Below are 21,071 nucleotides of genomic sequence, written 5' to 3'. Positions count from 1 at the left end.
CATGGCATCGAGACCCACCATCTCGGATCTCGCCAGGGCGGCCGGCGTCAGCGTGGCAACGGTCGACCGCGTGCTGAACGGCCGCCACAAGGTGCGCGAGGAGACCGCGCGCCGGGTCTATGAGGCCGCCAATGCCATCGGCTATCACGCCATCGGCCTCATCCGGCAGCGCGTCTTCGAGGACCTGCCGCAATACCGGCTAGGCCTCAGCCTCCAGCGCCCGAGCCAGGCCTTCTACCAGAATTTCGCGCGCGAGATCGAAATTGCCTGCAATGCCTGCACCACGGCGCGCATCGTGCCGCAGATCGAGTTCATCAATGCGCAGACACCGGCGGCGATAGCCGAGATGCTGCGCCAGCTCTCCGCGCGCAACCAGGCGCTCGCCGTCGTCGCGCCGGACTATCCGGCGACCACGACCCTGGTGGAAGACCTGAAGACCCGTGGCATCCCGCTGTTCTGCCTTCTCTCGGACTTCGCCATGGACGTGCGGCAGGGCTATATCGGTCTCAACAACATGAAGGTCGGGCGCACCGCCGCCTGGATGATCGCGCGCGGCGCAAGGCACCCCGGAAAGGTCGCGATCTTCGTCGGCAGCCACCGCTTTCACGGCCACGAGCTGCGCGAGATGGGCTTCCGCTCCTTCTTCCGCGAAAAGGGCCAGGGTTTCGAGGTGCTGGACACGCTGGTCAATCTCGACACCAGCGAGATCACCCACGAGGCGACGGCAAACCTTCTGGCGCAGCATCCCGATCTCGTCGGTCTCTATGTCGCCGGCGGCGGCATGGAGGGGGCAGTTTCGGCGATCCGCGAGGAAGGCTATGCCGGCAAGGTGCAGCTCATCGTCAACGAACTGACCCCAGAATCGAAGGCCGGCCTTGCCGACGACGTCGTCACAATGGCCATCAGCACCCCCTTGCCCGCCCTCTGCCGTGAACTCGTCTCGCTGATGGTGACCGCCATCGAGAAGGGCGAGAACGCCGTGCCGGGCCAGACATTCCTGCCCTTCGACATCTTCCTGCCGGAGAATATCTGACGCCGCATGATGGTATTCCATCATGATGTTTTCTCAATCTTTCAGCGATGAAGGCCGCGACAGCACGTTCGGCTTTGACGCCCGCCAAGCCTGTCCCGATCCTCATGCGTGCATGCGGGGCCGCCCTGTCGATGGCCTCGAAGACCGGAGGATTCCATGCCCACCCTGACTTTCGCCCTCAACCACATGACGGCGCCCACCCTGGCGCTCGACGCCTTCTTCGCCCTCGCAGTCTCCCTCGGCATGACGGCGGTCGAAATCCGCAACGACCTCGACGGCAACGCCATCCTCGACGGCACGACGCCCGCCGAGGTGGAGGCGCTCACCGAACGCCATGGTGTCGCGATCATCTCAATCAACGCCCTCCAGCGCTTCAACGAATGGACGCCCGCCCGCGCGGCCGAGGCGAGAGAACTGATCGACTACGCCAGCGCCTGCGGCGCCCGTGCGCTGGTGCTCGTGCCGAAGAACGACGGCACCGGCCGGGCCGATGGCGAGCGACAGGCGAACCTCCGCGAGGCGCTGACCGCGCTGAAACCCCTGCTCGATGCTGCCGGCATCATCGGCCTCGTCGAACCGCTCGGCTTCGAGATCTGCTCGCTGCGCTCCAAGCGCGAAGCGGTGGAGGCGATCAAAGCCGTCGGAGGGGAACGGACATTCCGCCTTGTGCACGACACGTTCCACCATCACCTCGCCGGCGAACCGGATTTTTTTGCCGACCTGACCGGCCTCGTCCACATTTCTGGCGTCGAGGACCCCGCAGTCTCCGTTTCCGACATGCGGGACGGCCACCGCGTTCTTGTAGGCTCTGATGACCGGCTTGGAAATGTCAGCCAGATCAAGGCATTGCTTGCTACCGGTTATGCCGGCCCGCTGTCCTTCGAGCCCTTTTCGCCGGCCGTACATGATGTCGCGGACCCGAAAGCGGCGGTCGCCGAAAGCGTCGCTTTCCTGCGCGAGAGCCTCTGAGACCCACGGGTCGGCGGACATCACGCCGGCCCTTTTCCCCAGGTCGGCCGGTTTCCCCTCACCTCGAAATGGAACGGGCTTGACGTTACAGGCAGAAAATGGAATAAACATTCCGCAATATGAAATTCACGGTTTGTTTATTCTGTTTTGGCGCTGCCTCCCGGGAGGAGCAGGGCCGGTCATCCGGATCATTCTGCGGTGCCGCCGGACACCGCGCGAGGAGGAGAACGACAATGAAGAAAGTGATTATGAGCGCGGCGCTCGCCGTGATGATGTCGACCGCCGCCCATGCCGAAACGATCGGCGTCACGATGGCCCAGTTCGACGACAACTTCCTGACGGTCCTGCGCAACGGCATGTCCGATTACGCCAAGACGCTCGACGGCGTCGAACTGCAGATCGAGGACGCCCAGAACGACGTCGCCAAGCAGCAGAGCCAGATCCAGAACTTCATCGCATCCGGTGTCAGCGCCATCATCGTCAACCCGGTTGATACGGACGCCACCGCTGCCATGTCGAAGGCTGCCGCCGATGCGGGCATTCCGCTCGTCTACGTCAATCGCGAGCCTGTGAACGTCAACGAACTGCCGGAGAAGCAGGCCTTCGTCGCATCGAACGAACAGGAATCCGGCACGCTAGAAACCAAGGAAGTCTGCCGCCTGCTCAACGGCAAGGGCAAGGTCGTCGTCATGATGGGCGAACTGTCCAACCAGGCCGCACGCATGCGCACGCAGGACATCAAGGACGTCATTGCCACCGACGAATGCAAGGGCCTTGAAATTGTCGAGGAGCAGACGGCCAACTGGTCCCGCACCCAGGGCGCCGACCTCATGACCAACTGGCTTTCCGCCGGGCTGGAATTCGACGCCGTCATCGCCAACAATGACGAGATGGCGATCGGCGCGATCCAGGCGCTGAAGGCTGCGGGCCGTCCGATGGACAAGGTCGTCGTGGCCGGCGTCGATGCCACGCAGGACGCGCTCGCCGCCATGGCGGCCGGCGAGCTCGACGTGACGGTGTTCCAGGATGCCGCCGGCCAGGGCAAGGGTTCGCTTGACGCCGCCCTGAAGCTTGCCAAGGGCGAAAAGGTCGACTCGAAGGTCTATATTCCCTTCCAGCTCGTGACCCCGGCCAATATGGCCGATTTCCAGGCCAAGAACTGACCGGCACGCCGGTTCCGTAAAGCAGACCATGAAGGACGCGCGCACCCGGCGTGCGCGCGTCCGCCCGTTTCAGGTTGCTCCGGGAGGGAGGGACGATGGTCAGTCCGACCACCATGGCCGCGGTTCGTGCCAGCGGCGCCATTCCGAATGCTGAATTCCTGCTGGCCGCCGAAGGCATCCGCAAGGAATTTCCCGGCGTCGTCGCACTCGACGACGTCCAGTTCAGACTGAAGCGCGGCACCGTGCACGCCCTGATGGGCGAGAACGGCGCGGGAAAATCCACGCTGATGAAGATTCTCGCCGGCATCTACACGCCCGACGAGGGCGAAGTGCTGCTGAAGGGCCAGAAGATCCGGCTCGATTCACCGCTCGATGCCCTCGAAAACGGCATCGCCATGATCCATCAGGAGCTCAACCTGATGCCCTTCATGACGGTCGCGGAAAATATCTGGATCCGCCGCGAGCCGAAGACCCGCTTCGGCTTCGTCGATCACGGCGAGATGAACCGCAAGACCGCCGCACTCTTCCAGCGCCTCAACATCGCCATGGACCCGGAAACGCAGGTGCGTGACCTGTCCGTCGCCAACCGCCAGATGGTCGAGATCGCCAAGGCCGTTTCCTACGAGAGCGACGTGCTCATCATGGACGAGCCGACCTCAGCGCTCACCGAACGCGAGGTCGACCACCTCTTCACCATCATCCGGGACCTGCGCGCGCAGGGCATCGGCATCGTCTACATCACGCACAAGATGAACGAGCTGTTCGAGATCGCCGACGAATTTTCGGTGTTCCGCGACGGCAAGTATATCGGCACGCACGCCTCCTCGGACGTCACGCGCGACGACATCATCCGCATGATGGTGGGCCGCGAGATCACCCAGATGTTCCCCAAGGAAGAGGTCCCGATCGGCGACGTCGTCCTGTCGGTGAAGGACCTCGGCCTCAAGGGCGTCTTCCGCGACGTTTCCTTCGAGGTGCGCGCCGGGGAAATCCTCGGCATCGCCGGTCTCGTCGGCTCCGGCCGCTCGAACGTCGCCGAAACGCTCTTCGGCGTGACGCCCGCGACTTCCGGCACCATCGCGATCAACGGCAAGGATCTTGTCATCGACAGCCCGAACACGGCGATCCGGCACCGTATGGCCTTCCTGACGGAAGACCGCAAGGACACCGGCTGCCTGCTGGTTCTCGATATCCTGGAAAACATGCAGATCGCCGTTCTGCAGGACAAGTTCGTCAAGAACGGCTTCGTCGCCGAGCGCGCGCTGACGGCGGCCTGCGAGGAAATGAGCCGCAAGCTGCGCGTGAAGACGCCGAACCTTGGCGAGCGCATCGAAAACCTGTCGGGCGGCAACCAGCAGAAGGTGCTGATCGGCCGCTGGCTGCTCACCCATCCGCGCATCCTCATTCTCGACGAGCCGACCCGCGGCATCGATGTCGGCGCCAAGGCCGAGATCCACCGCTTCGTCACCGAACTCGCCCGCGACGGCGTCGCCGTCATCATGATCTCGTCGGAAATGCCCGAGGTGCTCGGCATGAGCGACCGCATCATGGTCATGCACGAGGGGCGCGTCACCGGCTTCCTCGATCGCGCGGACGCCACGCAGATCAAGGTGATGGAACTGGCTGCCCAGTAAGGATCATGGCCGTCCGCGGCCCAAGGGAGGTAATCATGAGCACGAATTCCGCCGCGCAGGCCCAGGTTGCCGCGCAGAAATCGGCCCGCCGGCTCCCGCCGGAACTCAACATCTTTCTCGTCCTCGTCGGTATCGCGCTGGCCTACGAGATCCTCGGCTGGATCTTCATCGGCCAGAGCTTCCTGATGAACCCGCAGCGCCTGACGATCATCATCCTGCAGGTCTCGGTCATCGGCATCATCGCCGTCGGCGTCACGCAGGTCATCATCACCGGGGGCATCGATCTGTCCTCCGGCTCGGTCGTCGGCATGACGGCGATGTTCACCGCCTCGCTCGCCCAGGCCTCCACCTGGCCGCGCGCGCTCTATCCTTCGCTGACCGATCTTCCCGTCATCGTGCCCATCGCGCTCGGCGTCGGCGTCGGCCTGCTCGCCGGCTTCATCAACGGCCAGCTCATCGCCAAAACGAAAATCCCGCCCTTCATCGCCACGCTCGGCATGATGGTGTCCGCCCGCGGCATTTCCAAATGGTACACGAAGGGTCAGCCGGTCTCGGGCCTGACGGATCAGTTCAACTTCATCGGCACCGGCATCTGGCCCGTGGTGATCTTCCTCGTCGTCGCCGTGATCTTCCACATCGCCTTGCGCTACACCCGCTACGGCAAGTTCACCTATGCCATCGGCGCCAATGTGCAGGCCGCCCGCGTCTCCGGCATCAATGTCGAGGCGCATCTGGTGAAGGTCTATGCCATTGCCGGCGCTCTTGCGGGCCTTGCCGGCGTCGTCACCGCCGCCAGAGCCCAGACCGCGCAGGCCGGCATGGGCGTGATGTACGAACTCGACGCCATCGCCGCGACCGTCATCGGCGGCACCTCGCTTGCCGGCGGCGTCGGGCGCATCACCGGCACGGTCATCGGCACCGTCATCCTCGGCGTCATGACCTCGGGCTTTACCTTCCTGCGCGTCGATGCTTTCTACCAGGAGATCGTCAAGGGCGTGATCATCGTCGCCGCCGTGGTCGTCGACGTCTACCGGCAGAAGAAGCGCAAGACGTAAGGTCACAAGCGCATAAGAGATTGCGAATAGGGAGTCGCCAATAGCGAATAGCTATTATTCAGATCGCCAACTCTCTCCCATACCTGATCCCTATTCGCCACTCGCCATTTCCTATTCGCTCCCCACATACGAGGACAACATGACTGTAAGATTTGGTCTTCTCGGCGCCGGCCGCATCGGCAAGGTCCATGCCAAGGCCGTGACCGGCAACCCGGACGCCGTGCTCGTCGCAGTCGCCGACGCCTTCCCGGCTGCCGCCGACGCCATTGCCAGACAATATGGCTGCGCGGTCCGCACCATCGAGGCCATCGAAGCCGCCGACGACATCGATGCCGTCGTGATCTGCACGCCCACCGACACCCATGCCGATCTCATCGAGCGCTTTTCCCGCGCCGGCAAGGCGATCTTCTGCGAAAAGCCCGTCGATCTCGCCATCGACCGCGTGAAGGCCTGCATCCAGGTCGTAGACGAGACCAAGGGCAAGCTGATGGTCGGCTTCAACCGCCGCTTCGACCCGCATTTCATGGCCGTCCGCAAGGCGATCGACGACGGCCGCATCGGCGATGTCGAGATGGTGACCATCACCTCGCGCGATCCCGGCGCTCCGCCGGTCGACTATATCAAGCGCTCCGGCGGCATCTTCCGCGACATGACGATCCATGACTTCGACATGGCGCGCTTCCTGCTCGGCGAAGAGGTCGTCTCGGTCTTCGCGACGGCGGCCGTGCTGGTCGATCCCGAAATCGGCAAGGCCGGCGACTACGACAGCGTTTCGGTCATTCTCCAGACGACGTCGGGCAAGCAGGCCATCATCTCCAATTCCCGTCGCGCCAGCTATGGCTACGACCAGCGCATCGAGGTGCACGGCTCGAAGGGCATGGTCTCGGCGGAAAACCAGCGCCCCGTCTCCATCGAGGTCGCCAATGGCGACGGCTACACCCGTCCGCCGCTGCACGACTTCTTCATGACGCGCTACACCGAGGCCTATGCCAACGAGATCGCAAGCTTCATCGCGGCCATCGAAAAGGGCACGTCCCTGTCTCCTTCCGGCGCCGACGGTCTCGCCGCGCTCGCGCTTGCCGATGCGGCCCTCAAGTCCGTGGAAGAAAAACGCCAGATCTCCGTCGCCTGACGGAGCCCTCCTCCCAAGGCCGACTGGCCGGGCGATTTCTGTCGCCCGGTCTTTTTATTCGCCGGCCGTCCGCGCCGCGATGATGTCGTGGTCCATTTCCGCCAGTGCCCGGTCGAGGTGCCCCTCCAGCACCAGCGTCGCCTCCTCCGGCACGATGGAAATCGGCGGTGCGCCGAAAAGGCGAACCTGCTGGGATTGCGCCAATCCCTCTTCGAGACCGCGCTGGAGAAGATCGAAATAACGGATGCCCGGGCCGGTAATGGCGATGGGCATGTTCTCGTAGAGGCTCGCCATGCGCGACAGCCCCTGCCCCAGGGCAAGGCCGGCCTGGCGGAAGGCATATTCCGACATGCGGTGTCCCTGCCGGGCGCGCAGCGCGATCTTGTCCATTTCGGCAAGCGGCACGAACTTGGCGGGGATCGTATCCGGCGGCACTTCGAAAGCCGTGCGCAGGATGCCGTAGAAACCGGCCGACGCCTCGATGCAGCCCTGCGAACCGCAGCGGCAAAGCTTCCCGTCCGATGAATTCAGCATATGCCCGAAATTCGGGGCGGTGACGGAGAGTTCGCCCGTACGGTCGAACCGCGCGATGCCGAGGCCAATGCTGTGGCCGAGCGACAGAGCGGCAACGGCCTGCAGGTTCTTCGCGCCTGCCTTTTCCATGCGCAACGCCATGGCATGCGCGACAAGCAGCGTCTCGTTGCTGAGCAGGATTTTCGCTCGCCAGTGCGGCTGCAGGAGCGCGGCGAAATCCACCTGCTGCGAACCGAAGACCGGCGACCAGACCAGCCGCGCGGAGACGGGATCGACGAGGCCCTTGCTGCTGATCGAGACGACCAGCACCTCCTCCCGCGCGATCCTGGAACGGCTGACCAGCCTTTCCAGCGCGGCAACGAAGGCATCCGCGAAGGGTTGCGTCGAAGTGTCGGCATGGCTGCGCGGTTCCTCGAACCGGTCGAGCAGCGTGCCGCCGTAATCGGCGAGCGAATATTGCACGGCATCGGACGAGATGCGCACCGCGACGAGATAGCCGGCGCCGCGCCGCTGGCCGAAGATGACCCGCGGCCGGCCGCGCGCGGCGGACGCCTGCTGCTCGCGCCGCTCCAGCACCTCGGCCTTTTCCAGTTCCGCCGTGATCGCCGAGACCGTCGCCGAGGCAAGGCCGGTATGGTGGGAAATATCCGTGTGGGCGAGCGGCCCGTGCCGGCGCAGCGACGCAAGAACGAGCGCACTGTTCTGCTGACGCACAAGCTCCGTGCTCGACTTCACCAGCATCTTCCGTTTCCGCCCGCCTTCATATGCTGCAACACATGCCCCTCCCAAAGCATCTGTCACGCCGTCATTCAAGGGTTTTCTAAACCGTGTTGACAGCCCAAAAAAGTTCTGACATTTATTTTCTCGACTGTCGAGAAAAAAGTCCCGGCACCGTCGGGAGGGGCATCGAGGCAGTGTTATCGTGGCCGGTCGTTGATTGGACGGGAGGTTCGTCCAGGCGGCCGGTGTTCACTTGGGAGGATATTATGAAGTCCGTTTTGAAGCTGATGGCAGGGGCTGCCATCATCGTTTCCCTGCATTCCGCCGCCGCGCACGCCAAGGACCTGGTGGTCGGCGTTTCCTGGTCGAACTTCCAGGAAGAGCGTTGGAAAACCGACGAGGCCGCCATCAAGGCAGCGCTCGAGGCCTCCGGCGACAAGTATATTTCCGCTGACGCCCAGTCTTCCGCCGCAAAGCAGCTGACGGATATCGAGTCGCTGATCGCCCAGGGCGCCAACGCCATCATCGTGCTGGCGCAGGATTCAGACGCCATTGGCCCGGCCATCGAAAAGGCTGCCGCCGAAGGCATTCCGGTCGTCGGCTACGACCGCCTGATCGAAAACCCCGCTGCCTTCTACATCACCTTCGACAACAAGGAAGTCGGCCGCATGCAGGCCCGCGAAGTGTTCAAGGTGAAGCCGGAAGGCAACTATGTCTTCATCAAGGGCTCGTCGTCCGACCCGAATGCCGACTTCCTCTTCGCAGGCCAGCAGGAAGTGCTGAAGGAAGCCATCGACGCCGGCAAGATCAAGAATGTCGGCGAAGCCTACACCGATGGCTGGAAGCCGGAAAACGCCCAGAAGAACATGGAACAGTTCCTGACGGCGAACGACAACAAGGTCGATGCGGTCGTCGCCTCGAACGACGGCACGGCCGGCGGCGCGATTGCCGCTCTGACGGCGCAGGGCCTTGCCGGCTCCGTTCCGGTCTCCGGCCAGGACGCCGACCACGCCGCGCTGAACCGCGTCGCGCTCGGCACCCAGACCGTCTCCGTCTGGAAGGACTCGCGTGAACTCGGCAAGCGCGCCGCGGAAATCGCGGCCTCGCTCGCCAGCGGCAAGACCATGGACGAGATCGAAGGCGTCACCACCTTCAACGGCGGCCCGAAGGGCACCGAGATGAAGTCGGTCTTCCTCGCACCGCTGCCGATCACCAAGGACAACCTGAACGTCGTCATCGACGCCGGCTGGATTTCCAAGGAAACGGCCTGCCAGGGCGTTGCCGCCGGTTCGGTCGCGGCCTGCAACTGAGCCGCCACCATCCGGGACTGACCTGACCATCGCCAGGCGCCGCAACGGCAACCGTTGCGGCGCTTGCGCAAGATGGGCAGCGGGCGGAGGATGAAGCGGCATTCAATCCTCGAAAAGCCCGGACGACACGTTCAACAAAAGTGAGGGGGACGGCAAAGCGATGGCCGACATCACGAATACCGTACATGCCAATCGCGCGCGAACCGCGAGCGAGAATCCGGTGAAGCGCTTCTTCCGCGCGACCGAGATCGACACGCGCCTGCTCGGCATGGTCGGCGCGCTGCTGATCATCTGGGTCGGCTTCAATATCCTGTCCGGCGGCCTCTTCCTGACGCCGAGAAACCTCTGGAACCTCTCCGTCCAGACCGCCTCCGTCGCCGTCATGGCGACCGGCATGGTGCTCGTCATCGTCACGCGCAACATCGACCTGTCGGTCGGCTCGATCCTCGGCTTCGTCGGCATGATCATGGGCGTGCTGCAGGCCGAACTGCTGCCGCAGCTTCTCGGCTTCAATCATCCGGCAATCTGGGTCGTCACCCTGCTTGCCGGCCTGCTGCTCGGCGCCGCCATCGGCGCGTTGCACGGCTCGATCATCGCCTTCCTCAACGTGCCGTCCTTCATCGTCACGCTCGGCGGCCTGCTGATCTGGCGCGGCGCCACCTGGTTTGTCACGAGCGGACGCACCGTCGCCCCCATGGACGCCACCTTCCGCCTGATGGGCGGCGGCACCGAAGGCTCGATCGGTGCGACGGCGAGCTGGATCGTCGGCGTGCTTGCCTGCATCGCCATCGTCGCGACCATCGCCAACTCCCGCAAGCAGCGCAAGCGCTTCGGCTTCCCGCTGCGCCCCATGTGGGCCGAATATTTCCTTGTCGCCATCGGCTGCGCGCTGGTGCTTGGCGCCATCGCCGTCGTCAACAGCTATCCCTGGCCGGTCGCCATCGCTCGCAAGTTTGCAGATGCCAACGGCATCGCCTGGCCGGAGGGCGGCCTGTTCATTCCGCACGGCATCGCCATCCCCGTGCTGATCGCCATCGTCGTCGGCATCGTCATGACCTTCATTTCGACGCGCCTGCGCTTCGGCCGCTACGTCTTCGCGCTCGGCGGCAATCCGGAAGCCGCGGAACTCGCCGGCATCAAGACCCGCTGGGTCACGGTCAAGATCTTCGCGCTGATGGGCATGCTCTGCGCCATCGCCGCCGCCATCTCCACCGCCCGCCTCAACGCCGCGACCAATGCGCAGGGTGAGCTCGACGAGCTCTACACCATCGCCGCCGCCGTCATCGGCGGCACCTCGCTCGCCGGCGGCATGGGCACCATTGCGGGCGCCATGCTTGGCGCCCTCGTTATGCAATCGCTGCAATCGGGCATGGTGCTGGTCGGCATCGACACCCCGTTCCAGCGCATCGTGGTCGGCATGGTCCTCGTCGTCGCCGTCTGGCTCGACACGATCTATCGCGCCCGCGCCAAGTAAGAGGAGCCCATCCAATGACGGACACCCGTACGCCCCTCGTGGAGCTGAAGAACATCTCCATCTCCTTCGGCGGCATCCACGCCGTGGACAATGCCTCGGTCGATCTCTATCCCGGCGAGGTCGTCGCCCTGCTCGGCCACAACGGCGCCGGCAAGTCGACCCTGATCAAGATCCTCTCCGGCGCCTACAAGCGCGATGCCGGCGAAATCCTGATCAATGGCGAGCCCGCCGACATCGGCAACCCGCGCGACGCCAAGAAATACGGCATCGAGACGATCTACCAGACGCTCGCCGTCGCCGACAATGTCGACGCCGCCGCCAACCTCTATCTCGGCCGTGAGCTGCGTACCCCCTGGGGCACGCTCGACGACGTGGCGATGGAGGCCAAGACCCGCGAGGTCATGGGCCGCCTCAACCCCAACTTCCAGCGCTTCAAGGAGCCGGTGAAGGCGCTTTCCGGCGGCCAGCGCCAGTCGGTGGCGATCGCGAGAGCCATTCTCTTCAACGCCCGCATCCTCATCATGGACGAGCCGACGGCCGCGCTCGGCCCGCAGGAGACCGCCCAGGTCGGCGAACTGATCAAGCAGTTGAAGAAGGAAGGCATCGGCATCTTCCTGATCAGCCACGACATCCACGACGTCTTCGATCTTGCCGACCGCGTCTCGGTGATGAAGAACGGCCAGGTCGTCGGCCACGCCCGCACGGAGGATGTCACCAAGGACGAGGTGCTCGGCATGATCATCCTCGGCAAGGTCCCTGAAAAAGCCATCCCCGGCCCCGGCGCCATGCAGACGGCCTGACCGGCCAGACCAGACACGAAAAGCCGCCGGCCCACCCCGGCGGCTTTATACTTTCATGCGCCCCCACCAACAAACCACCCAAGAGATTGCCCGCCCCCGCAATTTCCCGATTGAAGCCCGCCCCCAGCTAGGCTAAGAACCCCTCATCGGACAGGCGAGTCATCGCCCTGGATGCACCCGTAGCTCAGCTGGATAGAGTGTTGGATTCCGATTCCAAAGGTCACAGGTTCGAATCCTGTCGGGTGCGCCACCGAGTTTCTTGATTCATTGAATAATCAGTCTTCTTGTCCTCGCGCGTGCTGGAAATAAGCAGCGCAATTGCACAAGCGTTTCGAAATTCTTCAATATATTCAATGTGGCCTTTCATGACAGGGAGAGAGCGCGGCACTCTCACCGACGCGCAGCCCTGCGAGACGCTGAAACCTCAGCTTCCCGGCGGGAACTCAATGGGCACCTTCCTGAAAGCTTGCAGCGGGGCGCACCAACTACCTTGGGCAGGAAGCCACAAGCCACGGATACCGCCAAATGACAGGATTGAACCCTATCGAAAGTCCAGTTGGATAGCGTCCATAAGCAAACGCGTATATTATCTCAATGCATCAGCACTTTTTTGGGAGGGGGTCTGATGGATGACATTGCAGCAGGACGGCCGACTGAAGAAACGCTTGACCCGAAAGACTGGTCTGATGTTGAGGCGCTGGCGCACAAAATCGTCGACGATGGTGTCAGCTATCTACGTGACGTCCGCGACCGTCCGGTTTGGCGGGAGATGCCTGCGGACGTAAAGGCATTCTTCAGATCCTCATTGCCGCGGTCACCGGCGCCGCTGGCCGATGTCTATCGCGAAGTGGCGGAGAACGTGATGCCCTATCCCATGGGTAACGTACATCCACGCTTCTGGGCCTGGTACATGGGAGCCAGCAATTTTGCCGGGGCGCTGGGAGATTTTTTGGCAGCCGTCCAGGGCTCGAATGTTGGCGGCGGAAACCACGCCGCCACTATGGTGGACCAACAGGTGGTGAACTGGTGCAAGGAGATGGTCGGCTTTCCCGCGTCCGCCAGCGGCACCCTGGTGGCCGGCGGCTCGATGGCCAATATCATCGGCCTGAACGTGGCGCGAAATGTGAAGGCGGGCATCGACGTGCGCGAGCACGGTGTGGCTGCCATGGAAAAACCCTTGCGTTACTACGGCTCTGATCAAATTCACAGTTGCCACCGCAAGGGAATGGAAGCGCTGGGGTTGGGGAATCGGGCCCTACGACGCATTCCGACAGATACCGCATTGCGCATCGATCTCACGGCCTTGCGGGCAGCGATTGCGGAGGACCGTGCAGCAGGGTTCCAGCCTGCCTGCGTGATCGGAACGGCCGGGACAGTCAATACTGGTGCTATCGACGATCTGCAGGCTCTAGCAAGCTTGGCGGAAGATGAGAATCTCTGGTTTCATGTCGATGGCTGCATAGGCGCTTTGATCGCCATCACCCGATCGAACGCCTATCGTGTGGCCGGCATCGAACGCGCCGATTCTGTGGCGCTCGATCCACACAAATGGCTCCACTCGCCAATTGAGGCCGGTTGCGCCCTGATCCGGGATGCCGCAGCGCATCGCAATACATTTGCCGTGACACCTGAGTATCTGGAGATGACGCCCCGCGGCCTTGCATCGGCCAATTGGCTCTCAGATTACAGCCTGCAGACCTCGCGCGGGTTCCGGGCGCTCAAGGTCTGGATGGCACTTAAGGAGCATGGAATCGAGAAGTTTGGTCGCCTGATCGACCAGAACATAGAGCAGGCCCACTATCTCAGCGCACTGGTCGAGGCCGAACCTCTTTTGGAGCTGGTCGCGCCGACAAACATCAGTATCGTCTGCTTTCGCTATCGCGCGGATGGGATGAGCGCCGGGGATCTGAAGGCACTCAACACCGAGATCATGCTGAGATTACAGGAAGAAGGCACCGCAGTACTCTCGGACACGACAGTCAATGGCGCGCATTGCCTGCGGGTCGCGATAGACAATCACAGAACGCGGCGCAGCGACCTGGATTTGCTGATCCAGGAAACAATCCGCCTTGGGGACAAGATTGTGAAAGAGAGCAAGGCTAGCTGACGTTCAAGGGATCCGGCGCGAACGGCATCGAACCCCTGGTTCGGCAAGCCCGTTCGCCGGATCTCGTTCCGGCATGCAAACCCGATATTTCGGCGAGTAATCATCAATGGCACGATGGCAGGCCCTGTCGGACCTGTGACGCAAGGGTATCGGAGCAAAGCCCAAGCACCGAGCAGCTCTTCCCACGCACCCCCCCATCCGAGAGCTTCACACCAGCTTGAGCAGATAAGGCGATAGCGTCGGTTGCTGCGTTCGAACGCGGGCAATCGCAAATGCAGGTTGGTGCGTTCGGATGGTAAGCTCCTCTGCCTGCCTTTGTTCTTGAGACCAGACAGGACGATCCCATGCGCATTGGATTTGACAGCAAGCTTCTGCCCGCCAACGGCGAGGAGCCGCAGTTTGCCGTTGTTCTGCTGCATGGCAGAAACGCCGAGGATGCGACCATGCGCCTTCTCGCCGGCCGCTGGCGCGAGCATATGGGCGATACGCTGTTTGCCATGCCGATCTTCCACGGCGCGGTCGAGATTGTCGATGAAGAGGCAGTGGTGGATCCTTCTGCGCCATCCATCGGGCTCGTGCTGGGAGCGGAGGCGCTGGACGCCTATATTGCCGGGCTGCGGAACGACTATGGCCTGACGAACGACCGGATCGCGATCGTCGGCCATATGGAGGGCGTGGCGCTCGCCTTCTATCACGGGCTGCGACAGGTCGAATCCCCCTCCGCCATCATCGGCTTCAGCGGCGATATCGAGGGTTTTTCCGATCTCCAGCAGGATATAAAGGGAGGGCCGCCGGTTCTGCTCGTTCACGGCGAGAACGACCCGGTCGTTTCGCCGGTCGCTTTCCTGCAGAATTATCAGGCGCTTTCGCAGGCGGGCGTTCCGGTTTCCATCTGCTTCCGCCCGGGCGTGGAGCGCGAGATCGAAAGCTTCGGCGCGGATTCGGCGATGTTCTTCCTGAAGGGCGTGCAGGCAACGCGGCCTCGGCGCGCCGCGAAGGCGGAAAAGCAGGCCGAAGATGTCGCCAAATCCATCAAGCTGGTCATCTGGGATCTCGACGAGACCCTCTGGCAGGGCACGCTGGACGATGCCGATGCCATCGTTCCCCATGGGGCGCGCGTCGAGGCGCTGCGCCGTCTGAACCGCTCCGGTATCGTCTCCGCCATCTGCTCGAAGAACGATTTCGACATCGCCCGCCGCAAGCTGGAGGCGCTCGGGCTCTGGGAGGAGTTCGTCTTCCCGCGCATCGCCTTCGTGCCCAAGGGCGCGGCGATCCAGACGCTGATCAAGGACATGCAGCTCAAGCCGAAGAACTGCCTGTTCATCGACGACAACGACATCAACCTTGCCGAAGCCAAGGCCGTTCTTCCGGATCTGCACACGCTCGATGCCAAGTCCGAGGATTGCGACGCGTTTCTCGCCAGGCTCGTGGAGAGCCATGCCCATGTCCAGAAGTCGCGGGTCGAGGAATATCGAAGCCTGCAGAGCCGGTTGACGGAAGGCGAGGCTTTCGAGGGCGACCGCGAGGCGTTCCTGCGAACCTGCGACATCCACGTGGCGATCGCCACCAGCTCCGACCTTGTCGACTTTGCGCCGCGGCTCGAGGAGCTGATCAACCGCACCAACCAGCTCAACTACATGAAGACCCGCGTCCAGCCCGGCTCGATGGTGGACTTCGTTTCCGAGGCTTCCTTGCGGGAAGGCTTCGCGCTGTTTGCCTGGGACAAGTTCGGCTATCACGGCCTCGTCGGCTTCATCGCCGCGGATGTGCGGACCGAAGCGCTGCTGCACATGGCCTTCTCCTGCCGCATCATGCATATGGGCATGGAAAGCGTGCTGCTGCATGAGGCGTTCCAGCGCTTCCGGAACCTGCAGGTGCCGGACAGCATCTCCGTGACGCCGGAAATTCCGTCCTGGATCACGGTCGAGGGCTTCAACAATCCCGAGGTTCGCGCCCGCATCCTTGCGGAGGAAATCAGCCCGGATATCGACAACCGCGATGTCCGCATCCGTTTCATGGCGAATTGCCAGTCCGGCGTCTTCGCGCATTTTTCCGGCCTGCGGGACGTCGCCGAAATCGACAGCCATCCCCGCATCTTCGTCCTGTCGATGATTCTCAACAAGTCGTACCGCCTGCAGAACTATCCGCCTGCGGTCGTGCATTACATCGGCTCCGATTTCTTCAACGTCATGTGGCCACGGGAAGCCTGGGAGCATCTCGAAAGCGGCCTCTATGAACATTGCGCCAGCGAATTCTGCGACTTCCTGAAGGTGAAGGGGCGACGTCTCCTGGTCATCGGCAATCCCAGCGATGTGGGCGTCAACGACGATCATATCATGCGCGGCATCACCACGACGCGCATGGCCGCCTTCGGCGATGTCTGGCGGCGCCTTGCCGCCATTCGCGACGAGGTCGATTTCCTCGATGTGGACGACTTCGTGAACCAGGACCGCATGGTGGACTGCGCGCATTTCCGCGTGGATGCGAGCCGTGACATCGCCAAGCGCATCACGGCCTGGTACGAATCCCTGCCGGAAGAGCTGTTCGAGCAGGAGCAGCTTGACGAAACGGCCTGAACCGCAAGCCAGATCGGGCTCCCATGGAGCCATTCGCAGCAGCGCGGCTTGTCGACACTCGTTTTTCAGAAGATATGGCGCAAAAAAGCCGGAACGCCTATCGAGGCGGTTCCGGCTTTGCCAGACCCTGCTTTACAGAATAGCCGCCCAGAGCGGCGGCGGCCAGAATCGCCGCTCAGAGTGGCGGCGGGGTGAACTTCGGCAGCGAGAACTTCTCGCCGAAGAGATGCAGCCAGAGGCGTTCGAGGATGTAGCCGTAGACCGCGATGCCGGAGACCGAGAGGTGACGCAGGATCGCGAGGGATTCGGCCGGGACCGCGGCGACGCGGCGGTTGCGGACGGCGAAGATGGCGCCGTAGGAGAAAACGCCGACCATGTGGCGCTCGGCCTCTTCCGCCAGCGCGTCGAGCTTGGCCAGCTTGAAGAAGTGGCTTGCGATGTTGGTGCCGTCCGGCAGACCCTCGTGGATGGCGCGGTAGACATGGCCCATGCCCCAGGCGCCCTGGTCGATGAAATCGATCGGTCCCCAGGTGAGCAGCGAGAAGCGTTCGAGCCGGACACGCGGCCGGCCGCACAGGCCACGCTCGTAATCGGCAAGCAGCAGCGGCGGCGGCACTTTCTTATCGGCGAGCCATTGCCAGGACATCGGCTGCAGGTCGTCCCACGTCTTCCAGGTGTGCAGCAGGCTGATGAAGTCCGGGCTGTGCTCGAAGGGGCCGCCCTGGGCGTAGACGGTGAAACCGTCGTCGTCCCGCATCTCCGTCAGCATGTGGTTGAGATAGGTCTCCGATTCCCGCCCCTCGTTGGGACGGTCGATGATCTGCGTGGCGCGCTGGAGAACCGTTGGCGACTCGATCTTTTCGCCCTTGTTGTAGACGATGACCTCGAAGTCGTCGGGGATCAGCTTGATCCACTCCAGGGGCTCGGAATAACGGGCAAGCACGACACGGTTCATAAAGGGCCTCCAGCACAGCGCGGGACCTGAGGGGGCTTCGGGCCGGAAGGCGCCGCGCCATCCCGCGTCAGATCCGACTCCAGCCTATGGCATGAATATCTTGCTCGTGGCTGGCCGCAGCGAGAAGGCTGGGCACACCGTACCCGACAGTACTGAAGGCATGGGTCGCGCACCGGCACCTTTTGCAGCGACCGCCGAGCTTGCCCCCATGGATCGGAAGGTTCATAAAGCCTCTGGTCCTTCGTCCGGACGCAGGGAAGCAAGATGAACCTCAAGGAATTCGCCGCCCGCATCGGCCTCTCCCAGACGACGGTGAGCCGGGCGATGAGCGGCTACCCGGAGGTGAAGCCCGAAACCCGGGCGCGCGTGCTGCACGAGGCGGAACGGCTCGGCTATCGGCCGAACGTCAGTGCACAGCGGCTTGCGACCGGGCGGGCCGACGCCATCGGCATCGTGTTCCAGGGCGGCGGGCGTTTCGGCCCCCATTCCAGCGAATTCATGGGCGGCCTTTCCACTCGCCTGCAACGGAACGGTATCGACATCCTCGTTTCGACCGTCGAGACGGAGGAAGAGGAAGCCGCGGCCTACCGCCGGCTTGCCGCCAGCAAGCGGGTGGATGCGGTGGTCGTCCACACGCCCGCCTGCACGGATAGCCGCATCGCTCTCCTGCAACGGCTCGGCCTGCCCTTCATCGTGCATGGGCGCAGCGCAGCGGACGAACCCTTCGCCTTCCTCGATATCGACAACTTCGGGGCCATCGAGACCGCGACGCAGCACCTTGCCGCTCTCGGCCACCGACGCATCGCGCTCATCAACGGCGATACGGTCAACACCTATGCCCGCGACCGCAACGAGGCCTATCGCAGGACGCTTGCCGCGCGCGGCCTTGCCGTCGATCCCGCGCTGATCGCCCATGGCGAATTCACCGACGAGACCGGTTTCCGGCTGATGCAGTCCTTCCTCGCCCTCCCCGCACCGCCGACGGCCGTCATCGCCGGGTCGATGATGTCGGCGCTCGGCGCCATGCGGGCGATCCGCATCGCGGGGCTGGCCGTGGGCACGGACGTCTCCCTCATCGCCCATGACGACGTCTTTCCCTATCTCAGCCCGGAAAATCTCGTCCCGGCCCTCACCACCACGCAATCGCCGATCCGCACGGCGGGCGAACGGATCGGCGACATGGTACTGCGCTTGTTGCAAGGGGAAGCGCCGGAGGCCTTGCAGGAGGTCTGGCCGGTCGAGCTTCACGTCCGCGGCTCGACGGGCCCTGCCCCGGCCTGATCTCAGACCTTCAGTTCCCGCCGCTCCTTCTCGGTCTCGATGGCGAGATCGAGCACCTTCTGAAGGTCGGCGGCATGGCGGAAGCCGGGCTCGATCCTCTCGCCGGCGGCGACGGCGGCGGCAAAACGCTCATAGTTGGTCGGCACCGTGCCGGCGTCGATCTCCCGCCAGATGGCCTTTTCCACATCCTCGCCCAGGCAGCCGCGCAGCTTCGATCCCTCTGTCGAGTGGATCACCTCCAGCGCGCCCCTGTCGCCATGCATGCGCAGGCGCAATTCGTTGAGATGGCCGGTCGCCCAACGGCTGGCATGCACCACGCCGAGCGCGCCATTGGCGAAATCGACGGTCATGGTGAAACTGTCATTGGCGTCGAGGTCGTATTCGCCGATACGGTTGTCCGGCGCCTTGTCGAAGGCCCTCAGCCGGGCGAAGACGTGCTCCACGTCGCTCGCCGCGCCATAGCTGGCGAAATCGAGGATATGGATGCCGACGTCGCCGAGCACCCCATTCGAACCGTGCCGGGTCGAAAGCCGCCAGAGCCACTGGCTCTCCGTCGCCCAGTTGCCCCAGGCTTTCGAAACGAGCCAGCTCTGGAGATAGGACGCCTCGACATGGCGCACATGGCCGATTTCGCCGGCCAGCACCATGGCGCGCGCCACCTGTAGCGGCGCGACATTGCGATAGGTGAGATTGACCATGGTGATCAGGCCCGCCGCCTCGGCGGCGCGGGCCATCTCATCCGCCTTGGCATAGTTTTCCGCCAGCGGCTTCTCGCACATCACATGTTTCCCCGCCGCCAGCAGCGCCAGCGTGGTGGGATGGTGCGCCCGGTCGGGCGTCACATTGGTGGCGGCGTCGAAGCCATTCCAGGCAATCGCCTCCTCCAGCGACGTGAAGACGTTGGGAATGCCGTGCGTATCGGCAAAGGCCTTGGCGCGCGACGGGTCGACATCGACAGCGCCGACGACCTCGACGCCGTCGATCGCGGCAAAGTGCCTGGCATGGGTGTTGGCCATGCCGCCTGTTCCAAGAACGAGAAGACGCATCGAATGGCCTCAGCGATATCCGGCTTCGCCGGCTTCATGCAGTTTCGGACCACGCTCGACGATCGGCTCCAGCGCCTTTTCGACGGGCACGTTGGGCGCGTCGTGGATCGCGGCATAGGTGCCCTGCGGGTTGAAGGCCCATTTCACGCCGTTGACCAGCACCTTCTGGACGGTGGCGTCGTGATAGGTCGGATAGGTCTCGTGGCCCGGACGGAAATAGAAGATATTGCCCGCGCCGCGCCGCCAGGTCAGGCCCGAGCGGAACACCTCGCCGCCGGCGAACCACGAGATGAACACCGTTTCCAGCGGCTCCGGCACGGAGAACTGCTCGCCGTACATCTCCTCGTTTTCCAGCACGAAATTCTCGCCGAGACCTTCGGCAATGGGATGGCGCGGGTTGACGACCCACAGACGCTCGCGCTCGCCGGCCTCGCGCCATTTCAGGGCGCAGGGCGTCCCCATCAGGCGCTTGAAGATCTTCGAGAAATGGCCGGAATGCAGCACGAGGAGACCCATGCCTTCCCACACGCGCCTTGCCACACGTTCCACCACCGCATCGCTCACCGCCCCGTGATCCTTGTGGCCCCACCACAGGAGCACGTCGGTCTTGGCAAGGCGTGCTTCCGTCAGGCCGTGCTCCGGCTCCTGCAGGGTCGCCGTCGTCGCGGAAATGCCCGCGTCCTTGTTGAGCGCGTCGGCGATCGTGTTGTGCATGCCATCAGGATAGATCGAACGCACGATCGCGTTCGTCTGCTCGTGGATGTTCTCACCCCATACGATGGTGCGTATTGCCATGTGCCATTCCTCTGACGTCGAAAATTGAAACCGCTTTCAATTCACCGGAATCGATAGAGCGAGCCCCGCTTTTTGGCAAGCGGGGCCCCCCTTCAATTCCCGGCATCTTTCAGTGAAATGTCGACTTGGAGAAAAGGTTCAGCACAAGAACGCCGGCAATGATGAGCCCGAGACCGAAAATGGCTGCGGGATCGAGCTTCTGGCCGAAGACGAAATAGCCGACGAGCGAGATCAGCACGATGCCGAGGCCACTCCAGATGGCATAGGCAATGCCGACCGGAACGTAGCGCAGGCTCCAGGAGAGAAAGAAGAAGGCGACGGCATAACACGCCACCATCATGACGGTCGGCCAGAGGCGCGAGAAATGCTGGGCCGCCTGCATGGCGGAGGTGCCGAGAACTTCGAAGACGATGGCGATGACCAGCACGGCATAGACGACGGTGAGGTTCATGGGATTTCTCCGGCGCGTTGGCGCCAACATCAGGGA

General features: G+C 63.4%; 17 protein-coding genes and 1 tRNA gene. 13 read left to right on the top strand and 5 right to left on the bottom strand.

Annotated elements, in window-relative coordinates; all coding sequences use genetic code 11:
- Window position 1: 1 nt before the first annotated feature.
- The 6 genes from V8U06_RS08360 to iolG all read left to right on the top strand — a co-directional run bounded on the left by V8U06_RS08360 (window position 2) and on the right by iolG (window position 6,986).
- The gene (locus V8U06_RS08360; RefSeq protein ID WP_427140260.1) at window positions 2-1,033 is read left to right on the top strand and encodes a LacI family DNA-binding transcriptional regulator; all 1,032 of its coding nucleotides are present in this window, start codon (window positions 2-4) and stop codon (window positions 1,031-1,033) included.
- A gap of 156 nt (window positions 1,034-1,189) precedes the next feature.
- Window positions 1,190-2,002 (top strand): TIM barrel protein, encoded by an 813-nt coding sequence (locus tag V8U06_RS08355; RefSeq protein ID WP_427140259.1) that lies wholly within the window; start codon window positions 1,190-1,192, stop codon window positions 2,000-2,002.
- A 233-nt stretch (window positions 2,003-2,235) separates the two neighbouring features.
- Window positions 2,236-3,165 carry a sugar ABC transporter substrate-binding protein gene (locus V8U06_RS08350; RefSeq protein WP_427140258.1) on the top strand — a complete coding sequence of 310 codons (930 nt, stop codon included), beginning with the start codon at window positions 2,236-2,238 and terminating at the stop codon, window positions 3,163-3,165.
- A 95-nt stretch (window positions 3,166-3,260) separates the two neighbouring features.
- Window positions 3,261-4,799, top strand: a complete 1,539-nt coding sequence (locus tag V8U06_RS08345) for a sugar ABC transporter ATP-binding protein (protein WP_427140257.1) — start codon at window positions 3,261-3,263, stop codon at window positions 4,797-4,799.
- A 35-nt stretch (window positions 4,800-4,834) separates the two neighbouring features.
- The gene (locus V8U06_RS08340; RefSeq protein ID WP_427140256.1) at window positions 4,835-5,854 is read left to right on the top strand and encodes an ABC transporter permease; all 1,020 of its coding nucleotides are present in this window, start codon (window positions 4,835-4,837) and stop codon (window positions 5,852-5,854) included.
- A 139-nt stretch (window positions 5,855-5,993) separates the two neighbouring features.
- Entirely contained in the window at window positions 5,994-6,986 is a 993-nt protein-coding gene (gene iolG / locus V8U06_RS08335; protein ID WP_427140255.1) for an inositol 2-dehydrogenase, read from the top strand.
- Window positions 6,987-7,040: 54 nt separating this feature from the next.
- On the opposite strand, the gene V8U06_RS08330 is transcribed toward iolG, so the two are convergent.
- Window positions 7,041-8,261, bottom strand: coding sequence for an ROK family protein (locus tag V8U06_RS08330; protein WP_427140254.1), 1,221 nt, complete (start codon window positions 8,259-8,261; stop codon window positions 7,041-7,043).
- A gap of 245 nt (window positions 8,262-8,506) precedes the next feature.
- On the opposite strand from V8U06_RS08330, the gene xylF reads away from it, so the two are divergent.
- The 6 genes from xylF (at window position 8,507) to V8U06_RS08300 (ending at window position 16,507) form a co-directional block, all read left to right on the top strand.
- A complete protein-coding gene (gene xylF, locus V8U06_RS08325; protein WP_226918131.1) occupies window positions 8,507-9,550 on the top strand; it encodes a D-xylose ABC transporter substrate-binding protein in 1,044 nt (347 codons plus the stop codon).
- A gap of 160 nt (window positions 9,551-9,710) precedes the next feature.
- Window positions 9,711-11,024: a sugar ABC transporter permease gene (locus V8U06_RS08320; protein ID WP_427140253.1), complete on the top strand. Its 1,314-nt coding sequence runs from the start codon at window positions 9,711-9,713 to the stop codon at window positions 11,022-11,024.
- Window positions 11,025-11,038: 14 nt separating this feature from the next.
- Window positions 11,039-11,824, top strand: a complete 786-nt coding sequence (locus tag V8U06_RS08315; RefSeq protein WP_226918129.1) for an ATP-binding cassette domain-containing protein — start codon at window positions 11,039-11,041, stop codon at window positions 11,822-11,824.
- Between the two features lie 173 nt (window positions 11,825-11,997).
- Window positions 11,998-12,074, top strand: a tRNA-Arg gene (locus tag V8U06_RS08310).
- 375 nt (window positions 12,075-12,449) lie between these two features.
- Window positions 12,450-13,931, top strand: coding sequence for a pyridoxal phosphate-dependent decarboxylase family protein (locus tag V8U06_RS08305; protein ID WP_427140252.1), 1,482 nt, complete (start codon window positions 12,450-12,452; stop codon window positions 13,929-13,931).
- 344 nt (window positions 13,932-14,275) lie between these two features.
- Entirely contained in the window at window positions 14,276-16,507 is a 2,232-nt protein-coding gene (locus V8U06_RS08300; protein ID WP_427140251.1) for an HAD-IIIC family phosphatase, read from the top strand.
- 175 nt (window positions 16,508-16,682) lie between these two features.
- Here the strand turns inward: V8U06_RS08300 and V8U06_RS08295 are convergent, their stop codons facing one another.
- Window positions 16,683-17,462: a hypothetical protein gene (locus V8U06_RS08295; RefSeq protein WP_226918087.1), complete on the bottom strand. Its 780-nt coding sequence runs from the start codon at window positions 17,460-17,462 to the stop codon at window positions 16,683-16,685.
- 264 nt (window positions 17,463-17,726) lie between these two features.
- On the opposite strand from V8U06_RS08295, the gene V8U06_RS08290 reads away from it, so the two are divergent.
- Window positions 17,727-18,743 carry a LacI family DNA-binding transcriptional regulator gene (locus V8U06_RS08290; protein WP_427140250.1) on the top strand — a complete coding sequence of 339 codons (1,017 nt, stop codon included), beginning with the start codon at window positions 17,727-17,729 and terminating at the stop codon, window positions 18,741-18,743.
- A 2-nt stretch (window positions 18,744-18,745) separates the two neighbouring features.
- On the opposite strand, the gene V8U06_RS08285 is transcribed toward V8U06_RS08290, so the two are convergent.
- From V8U06_RS08285 to V8U06_RS08275, 3 genes are all read right to left on the bottom strand, one after another.
- Window positions 18,746-19,789 (bottom strand): Gfo/Idh/MocA family protein, encoded by a 1,044-nt coding sequence (locus tag V8U06_RS08285; protein WP_427140249.1) that lies wholly within the window; start codon window positions 19,787-19,789, stop codon window positions 18,746-18,748.
- Between the two features lie 9 nt (window positions 19,790-19,798).
- Window positions 19,799-20,584, bottom strand: coding sequence for a ThuA domain-containing protein (locus tag V8U06_RS08280; RefSeq protein WP_427140248.1), 786 nt, complete (start codon window positions 20,582-20,584; stop codon window positions 19,799-19,801).
- Window positions 20,585-20,693: 109 nt separating this feature from the next.
- Window positions 20,694-21,035 carry an SMR family transporter gene (locus V8U06_RS08275; RefSeq protein ID WP_427140247.1) on the bottom strand — a complete coding sequence of 114 codons (342 nt, stop codon included), beginning with the start codon at window positions 21,033-21,035 and terminating at the stop codon, window positions 20,694-20,696.
- Between the last annotated feature and the right edge of the window lie 36 nt (window positions 21,036-21,071).

This window comes from Shinella sp. G-2, from assembly GCF_050172695.1.
Taxonomy (GTDB): domain Bacteria; phylum Pseudomonadota; class Alphaproteobacteria; order Rhizobiales; family Rhizobiaceae; genus Shinella.
Note: the sequence above shows the minus strand (reverse complement) of the source record. Positions and strands in the feature narration are given on the sequence as shown.